General features: G+C 37.3%; 14 protein-coding genes and 1 pseudogene. 3 read left to right on the plus strand and 12 right to left on the minus strand.

Annotation, left to right across the window (positions count from 1 at the left end; translation table 11 throughout):
- Window positions 1-391: 391 nt before the first annotated feature.
- Window positions 392-1,060 (minus strand): 3-keto-disaccharide hydrolase, encoded by a 669-nt coding sequence (locus tag CHB66_RS15990; protein WP_245812770.1) that lies wholly within the window; start codon window positions 1,058-1,060, stop codon window positions 392-394.
- Window positions 1,061-1,292: 232 nt separating this feature from the next.
- Here CHB66_RS15990 and CHB66_RS15995 point away from each other — a divergent pair, with 232 nt between their 5' ends.
- On the plus strand, window positions 1,293-2,426 hold the full coding sequence (locus tag CHB66_RS15995; RefSeq protein WP_089242422.1) for a DEAD/DEAH box helicase: 1,134 nt from the start codon (window positions 1,293-1,295) through the stop codon (window positions 2,424-2,426).
- 114 nt (window positions 2,427-2,540) lie between these two features.
- Here the strand turns inward: CHB66_RS15995 and CHB66_RS16000 are convergent, their stop codons facing one another.
- The 5 genes from CHB66_RS16000 to CHB66_RS16020 form a co-directional block, all read right to left on the minus strand.
- The gene (locus tag CHB66_RS16000) at window positions 2,541-3,536 is read right to left on the minus strand and encodes an adenosine kinase (protein WP_089242423.1); all 996 of its coding nucleotides are present in this window, start codon (window positions 3,534-3,536) and stop codon (window positions 2,541-2,543) included.
- A 50-nt stretch (window positions 3,537-3,586) separates the two neighbouring features.
- Window positions 3,587-4,753: a hypothetical protein gene (locus tag CHB66_RS16005; protein ID WP_089242424.1), complete on the minus strand. Its 1,167-nt coding sequence runs from the start codon at window positions 4,751-4,753 to the stop codon at window positions 3,587-3,589.
- 177 nt (window positions 4,754-4,930) lie between these two features.
- A complete protein-coding gene (locus CHB66_RS16010; RefSeq protein WP_089242425.1) occupies window positions 4,931-5,806 on the minus strand; it encodes a glycerophosphodiester phosphodiesterase family protein in 876 nt (291 codons plus the stop codon).
- Between the two features lie 101 nt (window positions 5,807-5,907).
- Window positions 5,908-7,221, minus strand: a complete 1,314-nt coding sequence (rimO, locus tag CHB66_RS16015; protein WP_089242426.1) for a 30S ribosomal protein S12 methylthiotransferase RimO — start codon at window positions 7,219-7,221, stop codon at window positions 5,908-5,910.
- 340 nt (window positions 7,222-7,561) lie between these two features.
- Window positions 7,562-8,119, minus strand: a complete 558-nt coding sequence (locus tag CHB66_RS16020; protein ID WP_089242427.1) for a helix-turn-helix domain-containing protein — start codon at window positions 8,117-8,119, stop codon at window positions 7,562-7,564.
- A 102-nt stretch (window positions 8,120-8,221) separates the two neighbouring features.
- Between CHB66_RS16020 and CHB66_RS16025 the strand changes: the two genes are divergently transcribed.
- The gene (locus CHB66_RS16025; protein WP_089242428.1) at window positions 8,222-10,228 is read left to right on the plus strand and encodes an alpha-ketoacid dehydrogenase subunit alpha/beta; all 2,007 of its coding nucleotides are present in this window, start codon (window positions 8,222-8,224) and stop codon (window positions 10,226-10,228) included.
- 202 nt (window positions 10,229-10,430) lie between these two features.
- On the opposite strand, the pseudogene CHB66_RS16030 reads toward CHB66_RS16025, so the two are convergent.
- From CHB66_RS16030 to CHB66_RS16055, 6 genes and pseudogenes are all read right to left on the minus strand, one after another.
- Window positions 10,431-10,832, minus strand: a pseudogene (locus CHB66_RS16030) (hypothetical protein).
- A gap of 24 nt (window positions 10,833-10,856) precedes the next feature.
- Entirely contained in the window at window positions 10,857-12,746 is a 1,890-nt protein-coding gene (locus tag CHB66_RS16035; RefSeq protein WP_317045605.1) for a polysaccharide biosynthesis protein, read from the minus strand.
- 202 nt (window positions 12,747-12,948) lie between these two features.
- A complete protein-coding gene (locus CHB66_RS16040; protein WP_089242430.1) occupies window positions 12,949-13,542 on the minus strand; it encodes an acetyltransferase in 594 nt (197 codons plus the stop codon).
- A 10-nt stretch (window positions 13,543-13,552) separates the two neighbouring features.
- Window positions 13,553-14,164, minus strand: a complete 612-nt coding sequence (locus tag CHB66_RS16045; RefSeq protein ID WP_089242431.1) for a sugar transferase — start codon at window positions 14,162-14,164, stop codon at window positions 13,553-13,555.
- A 2-nt stretch (window positions 14,165-14,166) separates the two neighbouring features.
- Window positions 14,167-15,303 carry a DegT/DnrJ/EryC1/StrS family aminotransferase gene (locus CHB66_RS16050; RefSeq protein ID WP_089242432.1) on the minus strand — a complete coding sequence of 379 codons (1,137 nt, stop codon included), beginning with the start codon at window positions 15,301-15,303 and terminating at the stop codon, window positions 14,167-14,169.
- Window positions 15,304-15,503: 200 nt separating this feature from the next.
- Window positions 15,504-16,658, minus strand: a complete 1,155-nt coding sequence (locus CHB66_RS16055) for a glycosyltransferase family 4 protein (RefSeq protein ID WP_089242433.1) — start codon at window positions 16,656-16,658, stop codon at window positions 15,504-15,506.
- Between the two features lie 296 nt (window positions 16,659-16,954).
- On the opposite strand from CHB66_RS16055, the gene rfbA reads away from it, so the two are divergent.
- Window positions 16,955-17,836 (plus strand): glucose-1-phosphate thymidylyltransferase RfbA, encoded by an 882-nt coding sequence (rfbA, locus tag CHB66_RS16060; protein ID WP_089242434.1) that lies wholly within the window; start codon window positions 16,955-16,957, stop codon window positions 17,834-17,836.
- Window positions 17,837-17,845: the final 9 nt, after the last annotated feature.

Here is a 17,845-nt window from a genome sequence, read left to right on the forward strand (position 1 = left end):
TCGTAGATTATTCCTATCGGCTCTTATTTATTCTTAACTTGAAAACTATCCTAAAATAGCCCTCAATCGTTTCGTCTTACATCACTTCAATGAACTTTTTTGGACTTCTTATCAATCCAAAATGTAGTCTCTCGACTCTGTATTTTTAACCCGTTTCGTTGAACAGGATTGCAAAGGTAAGAAAGTTATTTGATCAGGCAATCTTTTTAAACCGAAAAAGTTTAAAATATTTTAAAACACCTTGCAACATTTATCCCGTCCCTATTACTTTACCCCCGTTTGGGATTGCAAAAGTGCAACTTATTTCCCACTTTACAAGAACTCAATCCAAAGTTTTTTAAACATTTTTATTACTACACTGAAAATCAATGAGAAAAATTGAGACATCTTTTCAAAGCATTCTGATCTTGATGTTTTTATACCAAACGGGATCTCCATGTGCTTGCAATCCTATATAGCCTTTTTTCGTTTTTGCATATTGAGGAAAGTCTTTCCATTTGCCACTATCCCTCCTCTCCAACCAGTCTTGGGAGTCCGGTATAAACTCCACTGTTCGTTTTCCATTAAGCCAATAACTCACATTAGAATTCTTATAAACGATTCTCGATTCATTCCATTCCCCTGCCTTTTTAACCCCCTCTTCCAAAATAGGAGCATACATTCCATAATCACCTGCAAGTGATTGCAGGGGTTCCAATTCAGTATCGAAACCTAATTGATCGACAATCTGATACTCAGGTCCCGAATAATAAGTCGCTGGTAAATCCTCCCTCTCGACTATATGATACAATAGCCCGCTATTTCCTCCACTTTGAATTTTCCATGTAAATGAAATTTCAAACTCCGCAAATTCAACAGGATAAAAAATCAAATCCACATCACCGCCTAAGCATTTGAGAGCACCATTTTCCACTATCCAATTATCCGGGAAACTATCACCCAGATAAGCTCTCCATACTTCTGTTTCAATACCATTGAAAAGTAACATCCATCCTTCTCCCCTTTCTTCATCTGTCAGAGAGTTATCTGGAACCATCTCTTTCATCTCCGATACTCCCACCTTTTCATTAGCACAAGAGACACAAAAACAAATTAGTAGAACTAATGAAAAGCTCTTAGACAAGTTACCCATTCTTATATTTGATTAATGAACCCAAAAGTTAAGAAAAATTATCAGTAAACTTTTACTAAAACAATTTGCCAACAAATACAATCTAATCAATTTCCCAACATCATAAAAGAAAGAAGTCTGGACAGAAATTAAACCTTAACTTTGCTAAAAATAAACTTCAATGACATTTTCAGAACTTGGCTTGTCAGCCGATCTTGTTAGCGCTATCCAGAAACTAGCCTACTCACATCCTTATCCTGTCCAGTTAGAAGCTATCCCAGCAATACTTCAAAAAAATGATGTCTTAGGAATTGCACAAACGGGCTCTGGAAAAACAGCCGCCTATGTATTACCCATACTTGAATCTTTACAAGGTAAGTCAATCAATAAAAGTAGGTCAATTCCTATATTAATACTTGTGCCTACAAGAGAACTGGCTGCTCAGGTTTTCGAAGTCATCCAAACTTTCAATACATCAATTCAGAGAAAAGCAAAAAGTATCGCAGTATATGGAGGAGTCTCTATCAATCCTCAGATGATGAAATTGAATGGCACAGACATTTTAGTAGCCACTCCTGGGAGACTTTTGGATTTGCTTTCTAAAAATGCAATTTCTCTAGCTCAGTTAGAAACTCTCGTACTAGATGAAGCTGATAAAGTCTTGAATCTTGGGTTCAAAGAAGAAGTGGATGAAATCTTGTCTAGACTCCCCTCAAAACGACAAAATATTCTTTTCTCTGCCACAATGGAGGATTCAGTCCTTACTTTAATTGACAAACTACTCAAAAACCCAGTTAGAATCGAGATCAAACCTGAGGAAATCACCCCTGACTTAATAGAACAGACAGCCTACTTGGTAAGCACAGAGAAAAAAGGACCACTCCTCAGACATTTAATTCAAACCAATAAATGGGAACAAGTCTTGATCTTCACATCTTCCAAGCGAGTCGCTGACAACCTTACAACCAAACTAATCAAACATGGTATTCAAGCAATGGCTTTTCATGGAGACAAAAGCCAAGGGGGTAGAACGGAAGCATTGAAGCAGTTCAAAGCAGGAAAATTAAGAGTTTTGGTTGCAACAGATCTGGCAGGAAGAGGGATAGACATCAAGGAGCTTCCAATAGTTGTGAATTTTGAATTGCCTAGATCTCCAAAAGATTATATCCACAGAATCGGACGCACAGGAAGAGCAGGATCTGCTGGATCTGCTTTCTCGTTAATTACAGAAGAAGAGAGACACCACTGGAAAGTTATACAAAAGAAAATGAAAAGATGGGTAGAATTGATAGAAACTGAGAAAATGGATTTTTAGAAATAAATAAAGCTGTCTACTAATTCAAATGAAGACTTTTAGCTTGCAAAAAAAGTCAAACTTGTTGCAAAAAAAAAATAGGCTGTCCTTATTTACGAGACAGCCTATTTTAATTTATGGGTTCAATCTAGCCAAAATCTCTTTGGCTTCATGCCATTTTAACCTTGGTCCAAATTGGCTTACGATTTTTGAGCTCGCCATAGAAGCTAACTTTCCACTTGATGCGTAAGAGTGTCCATTGGTGATGCCAAACATGAAAGCTCCTGCAAACATGTCACCAGCCCCATTGCTATCAATTGCGGTAGTCTGATAAGGCTCGATATCAATAAAGGTATCACCATCAAAAATCATAGCTCCGTTTTTACCTTGCGTGATCACAAAATGCTTAGCTACCTTCTTCAATTCTTCTCTCGCTTCTTTCAAATTATCCTTGCCAGTATAAAGCATGGCTTCTTCTTCATTGGCAAAAAGCATGTCTACACTATGTCCGATCACGTCATCAAATGCATCTTTGAAATACTTCACCATAGCAGGATCAGAGAAAGTCATAGCTACTTTTACTCCATTGTCTTCCGCTAATTTCTTGGCGTGTCGCATAGCTGCTTTACCATTTTCGGAAGTCACCAAGTAGCCTTCGATGTATAGATATTTTGAATCTTTTATAGCTGCTTCATTGACATCCGCTACAGAATATGTTTGAGTGATTCCCAAGAAAGTATTCATCGTACGCTCCGCATCTTCTGTGACCATCACCAGACATTTTCCAGTGATTCCTTCTTCCAGTTTTTCAGGATTCAGGTTATTTTCAACACCTGATTCTTTCATATCTGCCACGAAAAATTTACCTAATTCATCATTAGCTACTTTGCAAGAGAGGTATGATTTTCCGCCAAATTGACTAACTGCAATAACTGTATTGGCGGCAGAACCTCCGCATTGCTTTTTGGCCTCCGCTGTATTGATCACTTTCATCAAGGAATTTTGACGCTCTTCATCTACTAAAGTCATTAAGCCTTTCTCTACTTGATTATCTACGAAAAACTGATCCTTCACTTTGAACTCAATATCTACCAAGGCATTTCCAATACCCGTAACATCGTACTTTTTCATGCTATATTATTGTTGTTTTTTCTATTCTAAAACTTTACGATAATTCCAATTTATTCAAAGATTGGATGTCTTTCGAATGGTTTTTCTCTGTCAAATAAGTACCTATAGGTATGATGGGTTTTATATATTTCTGCATTGAGCTGCTCACATACGCGCATCATTTTGGGGTTGAAATCACCTATCCAATTCATCTCAATAGTTTTGTAAGGAAATGAATCATGCTTAGCAAATTTTTCATTGTAAGCCATTATCATGGCGCTTTCCACACCTTTTCCTTGAAACTCCGGCACTACTCCAAACACCAAACCTAGCATCTTGTTGGGAGGGTTGAATATTTTATTGAAAAGAAATTTCAATTTCCCTATCCAATCTAATTTTCCATTGACATACTTGAATATTTGGTTGATTTCAGGAATATTGATAAAAAATGAAACTGGTTCTCCTTTATGAAATCCAAAATAAATCAGGCGACCATCCATAATGGGCTTCATTTTCCCAAACATCAATTGAGTCTCTTTGAGCGTCAAACTCTTACCCATGTGTCTGGCCCATGCTTTATTATAAACTGTCATGAAATATTCAGGAGCTTTCTCGGAAAGCTCTCTGCCCTTCATATGCCTAAATTCAAAATCTGGATCATCAATAACTTTATTCGCCCTTTCGATCATTTTCTGATCAAACCCTACACCTTGAACAGGGCGCATGTAGGTGAATTGCTTGAAGTAAACTTGAAAGCCATAAGCTTCGAAAAAATCTTTATAATAAGCAAAATTCCAAGGCATATTATAGTTAGGTGGAGAAAATCCCTCCACTAGCAAACCCCACCATTTGTCTCTTTCACCAAAATTAATCGGCCCATCCATTGCCTCCATTCCTTGATCTTGAAGCCAGATCTTGGCAGTATCAAAAAGTAAAATAGCTGCTTCCCTCTGCTCCACGCACTCAAAAAAGCCTATGCCTCCCGTAGGTTGCTTTTCTTTCATCTTCGGATTGACAAAGGCTGCTATTCTACCAATTGTGCTTCCTTTTTCATCTTGAAGCAACCATCTTTTCGCCTTGGCACCTAATTTAAACAACTTGTTGGTCTCTGAATGGAATAACCCCTCAATATCCTTATCAAGTGGCCTTATCCAATTGGGCTCTCTTTGATACAAGCGAACTGCCATTTCTAAAAATTCCTGTTGATGTGCAGGGCTGCTGACTTCAATAATCCTCATGCTTTAATTTGGTTAAGAATCGCCAAAAATAAGCATATAATCTGAAAGTCCGAAGATTGACCTTGGAAGCAAATCGAAAATCAAAACAAGGGAGAGCATTCACTCTCCCCATAAATAGTCAAAGACAAATTTTAAATCTATTCAAACATCTGAATCATAAATCTTATGTTCAAAGGATTAATTCCCTCCTTTCGGAGCTAAATTTGGATAGTCCGTGATGATCCCATCTACTCCCATGTCAAGTAGCGATTGCATTTGTTCTGTGGTATTTACTGTCCAAGGAATCACTTTCATACCTTTTTTATGCAATTCATCCACATGCTCCTTTTTCAACGCTACAAAATAAGGAGAATAAATCTGGGGTTGAAAACCCAAATCTGCTAGTTGCAAATCATATTTTGAAGGATCGGTAATCAGCATAGCAAGCGTTACATTGGGATATTTGTCGTGGTAATATTTCAAAACCCTAAAATCGAAGGATTGGATATTCACTCTTTCCCAAGCTACCTTACTGGATATTAACTGATACACTATATCTGAAAACTCTGCGATATTAGGGTGGTATTGCCCGTCACCTTCTGGCGAGCTTTTGATTTCAATGTTATAATTGGGCATAGGCAAGTTGTGATCTTTGACGTACTTTTCTACTACATCAAATAGATCGGCTAGCCTTGGCTTGCTTACATGAAACTTCACTTGCTCTGGAAAACCTGAATGAAACTTGGTTCCTACGTCATAGCCTTTTACTTCATTGTAAGTCATTTGATATATATTATGACTTCTATCCCCTTCTGTGATCTCTTTACCATCTGATGTCAAACTGATACTTGAATGCATGTAAGGTTCATGCGAAACAATGATTTCTCCATCCTTGGTGACAGCCAAATCTAGCTCCAGGGTAGTTACACCTAGGTCAAGGGCTTTGATCATAGCGGGAATAGTATTCTCAGGCATAAGGCCCCTCGCACCCCTGTGTCCTTGTAAATCATAACTAAACTGAGCAAAACTTACCATAGGTAAAAGGTAAAGAAAGACTAAGACGATTTTTTTCATACTTTTTTTCGGCAATTTACCATTTTCAATAAAGCAAAAAATCACCACAATATGATCTAATTGTGATGATTTCTTAATCTATCCTACCTGAACACTTACACTCAGCTTACCACATCTCCATAGAGGTCAAACTCCGTAGCTTCTGTGATTTTGACTTGTACAAAATCTCCAACCCTACAATAATGCTTGGCAGCATCGATAAGCACTTCATTGTCCACTTCTACAGAGTCAAACTCCGTCCTTCCTACAAAATGTCCCCCTTCTTTCTTATCAACCAATACTTTGAAAGTTTTACCAACTTTCTCTTGATTGAGATCATAAGATATTTGCTCTTGAATCTCCATCAAGTGATTGGCTCTAGCTTGCTTTTCTTCCTGAGGGATAACATCTTCCATGGTACCAGCGTGTGTATTTTCTTCGTGTGAATATGTAAAAACACCCAAACGCTCAAATTTCATTCTCTCCACAAAATCAACCATTTCCTGGAATTCAGCTTCTCCCTCACCCGGATGTCCAGCGATCAAAGTAGTTCGGATAGCAATGTCAGGCATGACATCTCTGATAGAGTGAATCAACTCTTCCTGCTTTTCCCTTGTCGTTCCACGACGCATGGTTTTCAATACAGAAGTTGATCCATGTTGCAAAGGAATATCGAGGTAATTACAAATATTCGGTCTTTCCTTCATCACATCTATAACATCCATTGGGAAACCCGTAGGATAGGCATAATGCAAGCGAATCCAATCGATGCCATTCACATCTGACAAAGCACGCATCAAATCGGCCAATCTCCTCTTTTTATACAAATCCAAACCATAATATGTTGAATCCTGAGCTATCAAAAGAAGTTCTTTCGTCCCATTGGCAGCTTTATGTTCAGCTTCTTTGACTAGATCGTCAATGGAGCGGGAAATATGACCTCCACGCATCAGTGGAATCGCACAGAAAGAGCACGGTCGGTCGCAGCCTTCAGAAATCTTCATGTAGGCATAATGAGACGAATGTGTCAACAAGCGTTCCCCTACCAATTCATGCTTATAATCTGCTTTGAATTTTTTCAAAATCGCAGGCAAATCTCTCGTTCCAAAAAATGCATCTACTTGAGGGATTTCTTTTTCCAAATCATCCTTGTAGCGCTGAGAAAGGCAGCCTGTCACGTAGACTTTGTCTACCAAACCTTGTTCTTTGGCATCTACATATTGGAGGATGGTATCTATAGATTCTTGCTTTGCATTGTCAATAAACCCACAGGTATTGATGATGATGATGTTATTATCCTCCCTATCGGATTCATGGCTGGCATTGATGCCATTTCCTTTGAGTTGGGTCAATAATACTTCTGAATCAACCAAGTTCTTGGAACAGCCCATGGTGATGATATTGACCTTATCTTTTTTTAATGTTCTCGCTTTCACTTATTTCCTACTTTCTTTGGGCGCAAAGGTAAGCAAAATCAAGGACTGGAAAGTTCCAAAAGGAAAGATTTCTCAAAATCAATACCCAAATTGGTTTATCTTCTATTGCCCTTTTAGGATAAAATCTAAGATTATGAAAATATTAACTATTAAGGATTTTTTTGCCTTTTAATTAAAACATCCTTAATAATTTATTTGCTTCTAAGGAAAAATATCTAACTACTTTTGAATTCGTACAGCAAACGAACATTTTTTCAACTCCTTGCATTATTTTTAAGCGTCGATGTGAATCGACGCTTTTGCTTTTTCATCCTAGACAGTCTACAAAAGTACCGCCATTTTATTTCCAGCCACCAGAGCTACTTTTAATCATCTTTTTATAAGCAGAAGGAGTCATTCCTGTCACCTTCTTAAACTGCGACGAAAGGTGCTGAACGGAGCTGTAATCCAGTTTGTAGGAAATCTCAGTTAGATTGATTTCTTCATAGAACAGCCATTCTTTCACTTTGTTGATTTTCAATGAAATAAAAAATCGCTCTATCGTAACCCCCTCTAAGCTACTAAATAAATGACTGAGCTTGCTATAGTCTTCATAGAGTTTAGATTTGATATAATCGCTTAGATTGAAGCCTGAAGGGATTTCTGAATTTTGAAACAACTCTACCAGACTCGTTTTGATCTTTTCTATTTTCTTTACATCTCTATCTTGCAATATCTCAAACCCCATTCTAAGAAGTCCATCCTCCAATTCTTTTAAGTCTTTTGGTTTCAGCTCTTGTAGCAGAATGGCTTTACCCAAAACAACTTTTTCAAAGGGAATATCCTTTTCGAAAAGTAGATTTTCAACAGCCATAATGCATCTTGGGCAAACCATGTTTTTGATTAGAAGCTCTTCCATATCTCTAATTTACTCAAAGATTCCTAATTGAAAGGAATCCGCTCTTCAATCATTATTTTTCAAATAGAAAACTCTATTTTGGCATCATCAAATAAACCCGCAATGAATAGAGACATTAATGCTTCAACATCCATGATTTTTGAGAGAAAAAATTATGATGATCACACTTTATTGAAACTATATCGGTCACTTTTGGTCCCTCGAAGGATTGAGGAAAAAATGCTCATCCTTTTACGTCAGGGGAAAATATCAAAATGGTTTAGCGGATGGGGTCAAGAGGCAATCTCGATAGGTGCTGTCAATGCATTGCATGAAGATGAATATATTTTACCTATGCACAGAAATTTGGGTATTTTCACTGGTAGGAATATTCCACTTGAAAGGCTTTTTGCACAATTTCAAGGAAAAAAATCAGGATACACAAAAGGTAGAGATCGTTCTTTCCATTTTGGAAGTAAAGAACATCATATAGTAGGTATGATTTCGCACTTAGGGCCTCAGTTGGCAATAGCAGACGGAATAGCCTTGGCCAATAAATTATCCAAAGAGCGGAAAGTTACCCTAGTCTTCACAGGTGATGGGGCAAGTTCAGAGGGAGATTTTCATGAAGGGCTTAATGTAGCAGCTGTCTGGAAACTGCCTGTCATCTTTGTAGTCGAGCACAATGGCTATGGACTCAGCACACCGAGTGAGGAACAGTTTGCTTTTCAATACTTCACCGAAAAAGGTCCTGGTTACGGCATGGAAACAGTGAGAGTAGATGGCAATAATGTACTAGAAATGTATGATTGCATCAAAAATCTGGCAGCTGACATCAGAAAAAACCCAAGGCCAATACTGGTAGAAGCCATTACTTTTAGAATGAGAGGACATGAAGAAGCCTCAGGCACCAAGTATGTTCCTAAAGCGCTTATGGAAACTTGGGCACTCAAAGATCCAGTTGAAAACTATGAAAGGTATCTTATAGAAACCGGTGTATTAAATTCTGAGCAAAAAAACCAAATAGATCAAGAGATCAAAGCTGCTATCAACAATGCACTTGACAGTGCCTTTGGGGAAGGACCAATTTCTCCAAATACAGAAGAAGAATTGTCTGATTTGTACTATCCATTTGAACAAAAGGTCAAGTCACCCTTGCAGAAAAAAAACACAGATAAGCGCTTCATTGACGCGATCTCAGATGGGCTTCGTCAATCCATGGAGAAATTTCCCAACTTGATATTAATGGGACAGGATATTGGAGAATATGGTGGTGCCTTTAAAATCACAGATGGGTTCAAGGCTAGATTTGGGGCAGATCGCGTTCGTAATACACCACTTTGTGAAAGTGCCATAATCGGTGCTAGCTTGGGGTTGTCCATTAAGGGTTACAAGGCCATGGTAGAGATGCAGTTTGCAGACTTTGTTTCTATTGGATTCAACCAGATCGTGAATAACCTAGCCAAGATTCATTACCGGTGGGGTCAAAATGCGGATGTAGTCGTCCGTATGCCAACTGGGGCAGGCGTAGCGGCTGGGCCTTTTCATTCTCAATCAAATGAGGCTTGGTTTTTTCATACTCCGGGACTAAAAATAGTCTATCCATCTAATCCATATGATGCTAAAGGCTTACTCAACGCTGCGTTGGAGGATCCTAATCCCTATATGTACTTTGAGCATAAGGCACTATATAGGTCTATTTCTGGAGAAGTCCCTGATGATTATTATACTATAGAAGTAGGCAAAGCCAAATTGGTCTCAGAAGGTGAGACCCTCTCTATAATCACATATGGGATGGGAGTTCATTGGGCCAAATCAGCTATTGCAGAACTAAACATCAATGCTGATGTCTTGGATTTACGTACATTGTTGCCATGGGACAAAGAGGCTGTTAAATCGACTGTAAGAAAAACTGGAAAAGTGATATTCCTTCAGGAAGATTGTTTGACTGGAGGAATAGGTGGGGAGATCTGTGCATGGATATCGGAGCATTGTTTTGAAATGCTCGATGCTCCAGTGATGCGAGAAGGAAGTTTAGACACTCCCGTGCCTTTTGCACCAAATTTAGAGAAGAATTTTCTTCCTGTAGAACGGTTTAAATCAAAGTTATTGGCCTTAAGGAATTATTGAAATATGCATATCCGCAATTAGACCACTAACTAATTTAAATAAGAACCCAGATCAACGCAATACTAGTAGATATTGGATCCGCCGCAGCCAAGTTATTCATTGATATTGGCTTGAAATTATAGGTTTATTCCGCTTTTAAGGTTCTTCTGGTAGGAAAGCAGATAATCATGTGTTAAAAAATAGTGGTTTAAAATTAAAAGGTTCAATCAAAAGGAGTTTGAGATGTTCCCTGAGAAGAGCCCTTTATATCGAGCACTTCGATCACTACATATTTACTAGCACCTCTCCAAGGAACTGGATTCAAATATTACTTGTATCGAAGTTCAACAAAACGACCGCTTGCCCTTTCCAGCTTTTGAGCAACTTCCTCTCCCTGTGCGCTAAATCTAAATTCATTGCTTTGTAAGGCTCCTGCACTAGGACTTTGGAAACCTTCTTGTACTAATCTTCCTTCCCAAGTTTTGAAGACAAATCCTTTTTTCTCGAAATAATTCAGATTACCCGCTTTGACACCTTCACTAAAAACAAAAAAATACCTCCAATAAACTACCGTAGAAAGAACGATAACAAGTACAAAAATTCCGATTTTAACGTATTTGTGCATGGAGAAATATGAGTTAAGAACAAATTAATTTAACCTATCAAGAATCTCAAATCGAGATGAATTGCTGATAAACTCAGGAACAATAGATTTGAGATGAGTAACAATATCATTTTCTGAATTATTTTCTACCAATTTATAAAACATACTTATCTGTGCCTCAATTTTTGAGAAGTTGTTAGGATGGACTTTGGCGATCAAAATTTTTGGGTGGTGAGTAATTTTGACTGTTTCGGAGTCATTTAATAATTCTTCGAAAAGCTTCTCTCCTTCTCTGAGTCCCGTGAAAACTATTTTGATTTCCTCATCGACTTTTTTGCCGCTTAGTTGAATCATTTTTTTGGCTAGATCGAGGATTTTGAGTGGCTGCCCCATATCAAAAACAAAGATTTCTCCTCCATTGCCCATAGCTCCAGCTTCTAGTACAAGTTGGCAAGCTTCTGGAATCGTCATAAAATATCGCGTTATATCGGGGTGTGTCACTGTAACTGGCCCACCTTTTAAAATTTGATTTTTGAATAATGGAATTACAGAACCACTAGATCCAAGTACATTTCCAAATCGAGTAGTAATAAACTTGGTATATTCTTTTTTATGGTTTTGTTCTAGAAAAGCATTCAGGGACTGAACATAAATTTCTGCTGCACGCTTGGTGGCTCCCATGACATTAGTAGGATTGACTGCTTTATCTGTGCTCACCAAAACAAATTTTTCAACTTTGGTCAAGACCGCTAAATCTGCAAGTATTTGAGTTCCTAGAATATTACATTTTACAGATTCCTCTGGGTAATTTTCCATCATTGGGACATGCTTGTAGGCTGCGGCATGAAAAATTACTTGCGGCCGATACTTTCTTAAGATCACATTCATTTTCTTTCTATCTCTTATATCAGATAGAATAACCTTGTAAGGAGTTAGCAGTCCTTCGTCCTTAAACTCTTGATCTAAGTCATATAGCGGAGATTCTGCTTGATCTAAGAGAATGAGCAACTTGGGTTCATAGTGGGCTATTTGCCTGCTCAATTCACTACCTATAGTTCCAGCTGCTCCAGTCACCAAAACAACCTTCCCTTGCAATTCATCCATCACCTTTAACTTTTCTAATGAAATCTGATCTCTTCCAAGAAGGTCTTCAATTTTCACATCTCGGATGGCCTGGGCTTCAAGCCCTCCATTTACCCATTGATTGACTGGGGGCACTATGGATACATGTAGATTCAATCTAAGACATTCATCTGTAATTTCTCTTTTCCTCTGAACAGGTAGATTTTGGACAGCAATGATAATTTCAGATATTTGATGTTTTTCAACCAGATCGGATAGGTTTTCTAATCCCTTGTGGACTACCTTCCCATCTATTTGCTTACCTTCTTTCTTGGGGTCATCATCGAGGAACCCGTAAATGATCAGGTTAGATTTACTATCTCTTTTGATTACTTCATGCGTGATGATTCCCGCCTCTCCAGCACCGAATATCATGGCTATTTTGAAATTATTTTCTCTTCCCAAAGGACGGGTTTTGGCAAAAATTATCAACTCCTTCACTAAGAACCTATACATTACTAAGCCAACAAGGGCAATCAAAGCAGTGATAATCAATACAGAAGAAGGGATGATATTTTCCTTCAATAAAAAATGAACCCTACCTAAATTTACAGCTTCTACAAGTATGACCGTAAAAAGAATGGTCTTGAAGATAATTACAACATCTTTGAGACCAGATAGGCGTACAATACCATCATAACATTTAGTCCATAGCATCACAAGCATACCAGAGATAACAAATACTAAAATGCCTGCGAGGTTGTTTTTAAAGTCAAAATATGAAAACTCAAAATTGAGGCGTATCAAATAGCCTAAAAAGGCTGACAGGAACAAAATACCGATATCTATACCAGCAATTAGTCCCTTAGGCATGATCTTCAAATTTCTTAAAAAGTCCATCAATTAATTAATCATTCGATACACTTGATTTACAAGATATGAATATAAAGAGATTTTTATAATTACTATTGAATTTTCCGAATTTGATTTATTAAAGAAAATAAAGTCTTATTTTCTACATTGTCTCCAATGCAAGGAAGGTAATAATAGTAAATCAACCTAGATTAAAAGTAGATCATACCTGTTTCTTAAGCGCGTTTCCAATCCAAACACTTCCATCTGAAAGGTTTTTATGAACAGTACTACCTGCTGCAATGGTACACCACCTACCAATAGTTATATTTGGAAGTATAATGGATTTGGCACCTACCAGCGTCCCCTCTCCTACCTCCACGCCTCCACATAGTGTAGCACTTGGGGCAATGTGTACATAATCAGCCAGTTTGCAATCATGATCGATTATTGCTGCTGTATTTACAATCACATGATTACCAATCTTTGTATCTACTTTGATGATGGCACCTTCCATAATGACTAATCCAACTCCTAAATTTACTGTTTTGGATATGATAGCAGTAGGATGAATTATATTGGTAAACCTAGCTGATTGTAATTTTTGATCTACAAGACTAAAGCGTATTCTATTATTTCCTATAGCTATGATATAAGATTGATCAAGAGGTAAATTTGGAGGAATTGGGGTAGTTACAGGCAAACCCAAAACTCGAATTAAATGTATATTATCATCAAAAATAGCTTTGATTACAGATTTATCTTCCATCAAATCTATTACGGATTTTGCATGTCCTGAAGCTCCAATAATATACATCAGATTAAATTTATACTGTTTGCTTCCCCATAAATCTCCCGACAGTTACATGTCCTTGTTGAGAGACACCTTTACCTTGAACGACATTAAAAAAAGTTAAAATAAGGATTTTGACATCTAAGTTTAAATCACAATTCTGAACATACCAGACATCTAACTCGAATTTCTTCTCCCAACCAATAGCATTCCTTCCATTTATCTGAGCCCAACCTGTAATTCCAGGTTTGACATGATGCCTGGTGTATTGTACTTCATCATAAAGATCTAAGTAATCTACCAATAGAGGTCTTGGCCCTACCATACTCATCTCACCTCTTAAGACATTTATCAATTGTGGCAATTCATCAAAAGAGGTCTTTCGGATGATATATCCCAATTTGGTCATTCTCAAAGCGTCAGAAAGAGGATGTCCATGATCATCGTATGCATCCTTCATAGTTTTGAATTTTATGATTCTAAAAATCTCACCATTCAAACCGGGTCTTTCTTGCAAATAAAATGCATCCCTTCCGCTAAAGATGGTCAATAGCAGCCAAATGATGATAAAAATGGGCATGAACAGGAGAAACAAGCCTGTGGCAATAAAAATATCTAATCCTCTTTTCCCTATTTCCTTATACATGACTAAATCACTTTTTGATATTGACTAGCGATCACTTGTACAACTCTTCCTTGCTCTTCTTGAGTTAAATGGGTACTACTTGGAAGACAAAGACCTTTACCATATACTTGAACAGCTACGTTGCCACCATAGTATTTGGATTCTTTAAAGGCTACTTGCAAATGTAATGGTTTCCATAAATACCTACTCTCTATCTGTTCTTTTTCTAAGGCCAAACGCAATTGTTCTCGATCAAAGCCAGAAATCATTGGATCGATCAAAACTGTAGTCAGCCATCTATTTGAATAAAACCCTTCTGGTTCTTCCAAAAGAGATATCCCTTCAAAATCCTTAAGTAGCTCCCGGTAGTTTTCAAATACAGCTCTGCGTTGCAATATTTTTTGATCAAGATTTTCGAGCTGTGCCCTACCTATAGCAGCCGGAACATTGCCCATTCTATAATTATAGCCAACAGAATGATGCTCAAAGTAATGCACTTTTTCTCTCGCTTGAGAAGCTAAATATCGAGCTTTTTCTAAATATTTCGGATTATCTGATACTAAAGCACCTCCGGCACCAGTAGTGATGATTTTATTACCATTAAATGAGTAAACCCCTATCTGTCCAAGAGTACCACACTCCTGTCCTTTATATTTTGAGCCGAGCGATTCCGCTGCATCTTCCAATATCGGTATACCATAGTGTTGTGCTATGGAAAATAATTCATCGTATTTAGCAGGCATTCCAAATAGGTCCACCACAATGATAGCCTTAGGCTTTTTACCTAATGAAATCCTATCTATAATCGCTTCCTCTAACGCTATTGGACACATATTCCAAGTATCAGGCTCACTATCGACGAAGATGGGAATGGCTCCTAGGTATTTGATTGGATTAGCCGAAGCACAAAATGTAAAAGATTGGCATATCACCTCATCTCCAGCTTGTACTTCTAATAGCATCAATCCAAGGTGAATAGCAGAAGTACCAGAGTTAACGCCTACAACTTGGAAAGGAAAAATCTTTCCTGCGAATCCTTTTTCAAAATTATCTAAAAAAGGACCCCCGGCTGCGATATAAGGAGACTGAAGAACTTCTTTAACGTACTTTTCTTCATTTCCTTCAAATCTTGGTGAAGACAACAAAATAGGTTCTTGCATCAAATCTCAGGGTAGATTAATGCTCTAAAGTACTATAATCCAGATAAAAAGCAATGAAAAATAATGAAAATCAAAAAAGAAAATATTGTGTTTTAAAAACAAAAACAAAAATAAAACTTGAATATGATATAAAAAACATTATTAAAGTTTTGAGAAACAAATTTATACAGATTAAAAAACTAACTCAATGTTTGGCTTGATTAATTTTCTGTAAGCTTGACCTTTTTGAGAATTCTTTGATTCACCTCTGGCTTTACTGTGGACTTTTTCTTTTTTCTCACAGAAAGAATTGGAGGTGTTTGACTAGTGATGACTTTCACCCTTCTTAGAGTAATCACATCTAATCTAATCCCCAAGATTGCTGCTAATATCGTAATTGCAGGAACCAAGATATGATCATTTAATTGGGCTCCTATAAATATTATGCCTACAAAAAACAGCATAATCCCTACCATAGCAAGTGCAACTTGATCATGTCGCAAACCCATTCTCATCATAAAATGATGAATATGACTTTTATCAGCAGAGAAAGGAGATTTACCTCTTCGGATTCTCTTTGTAAAGATTCTGCAAGTATCATATATTGGAACAATCAATAATGCTAGACCAGAGGCTATAGGCGCATTGAACTTCCAGCCTTCAGAAGCTAACATGTTGCCGTTGGTATTTACAAACAAAATAGCCATTACAGAGAGCGCAAATCCTAAACTCAAGGAACCTGTGTCCCCCATGAAGATTTTGGCTGGATGCCAATTAAAGATTAAGAAAGATAGAACACCTCCAACAGTGATTAGTGAAAACATACTATATGCTATCATATCAGCCTCCCAAAACCACCATCCCAAAAATGTAAATGCAACTACTGAAATAGAACCTGCCAAGCCATCCAATCCATCTATCAAATTGAAGGAATTGGTCAGGCCTACAATTGTAAAAATGGTAATTACATAGCTGACTAATTCTGGAATTTCATAAATACCTAAAAACCCGTACAGACTTGTAAAACGAATATCACCGAAAATTACCACAATATAAGCTGCTACTATTTGTCCAAGGAGTTTTTGCCATGCAGTTAGATCAACGAGGTCATCTCTTAAACCTAATAGAAAAATCAAACCAAATGATGTTAAAAAGAACCTTAACTCTACCATCTGATTCAAGGAAAACCAAGTGATAACCGAAATGAATATCCCAATAACAAAACCAACTCCACCCATTGATGGAATAAAACCATTATGAATTTTTCTCCCTCCTGGAGCGTCTATCATTTTAAGTTTTTTGAAAACTAGGATAAGGATCGGAGTCAAAAGAAACCCGATTATAAAGGCTGTACTGAGTGCTAGAAAAGTAACCATAAAAAGATAATTTGCTCAAATGTAGAGAGATGAAATCTGAAATTCAACAAAAACAAGAAAAAATATAAGGTAGGTTCTAGACACCAGGCAATTAGTTTTTCTATCAAAAAGAACTCTTTAGGGATTTATACCAATGAAAATGTTTTTTACACTTGAGATTCTTGCTTTTACCCTGAAAAAAGTTTTTTTCAATAGGAGAAATATTATACCAATAAATCACTTCTTAACAAGGCTAGAACTCCTAGCATTCAACCTTAGAATTTTGTAATCTTCCAATCTTCTAATAGCTTAGCTTAATGAAAGGAATTATTTTAGCAGGAGGGTCTGGCACAAGACTCTACCCTATTACCAAAGGAGTATCCAAACAACTTTTGGCTATCTACGACAAGCCGATGATTTATTATCCCTTGTCTGTGTTGATGTTAGCGGGTATCAGAGAAATACTGATTATCAGCACCCCCCATGATTTACCCAATTTCAAAAACCTCTTCGGAGATGGGGCTGATCTCGGTTTGAATATTGCTTATGCTGAGCAACCAAGTCCTGACGGGTTAGCCCAAGCCTTTTTAATTGGTGAGGATTTCATAGGCAAGGATGATGTATGTTTAGTGTTAGGTGATAATATTTTTTATGGACATGGATTAACTCAGATGTTAAAAAATGCCGTGAATACGCTTTCTTCCGAGAAAAAAGCAACAGTTTTTGGGTACTATGTAAATGACCCTAATCGTTATGGTGTAGTAGAGTTTGATCAGTTTGGCAATGTCCTCAGTATAGAAGAAAAACCTGAAGAACCCAAAAGTAATTATGCTGTAGTTGGCTTATACTTTTATACGAATGAAGTCATTGAAATCGCAAAACAGATCAAGCCTAGCAAACGTGGAGAGTTAGAAATCACAACTGTCAATCAGGAATTTTTAGCAAAAGGTGCTTTGAGAGTGGAGCTAATGGGCAGAGGCTATGCTTGGCTGGATACAGGAACACATGAATCCATGTTAGAAGCCTCAAACTTTATTCAAACTATAGAAAAAAGGCAAGGGCTCAAAGTAGCATGCTTGGAAGAAATCGCTTTTGAGATGGGGTATATATCCAAGTCACAATTACTTGAATTGGCCGAGCCGCTTAAGAAAAATGATTATGGCCAATACTTGATCAATAAAGCTAATAGAGGGAAATAAGAATGGATA

This window comes from Belliella buryatensis (assembly GCF_900188245.1).
GTDB lineage: Bacteria > Bacteroidota > Bacteroidia > Cytophagales > Cyclobacteriaceae > Belliella > Belliella buryatensis.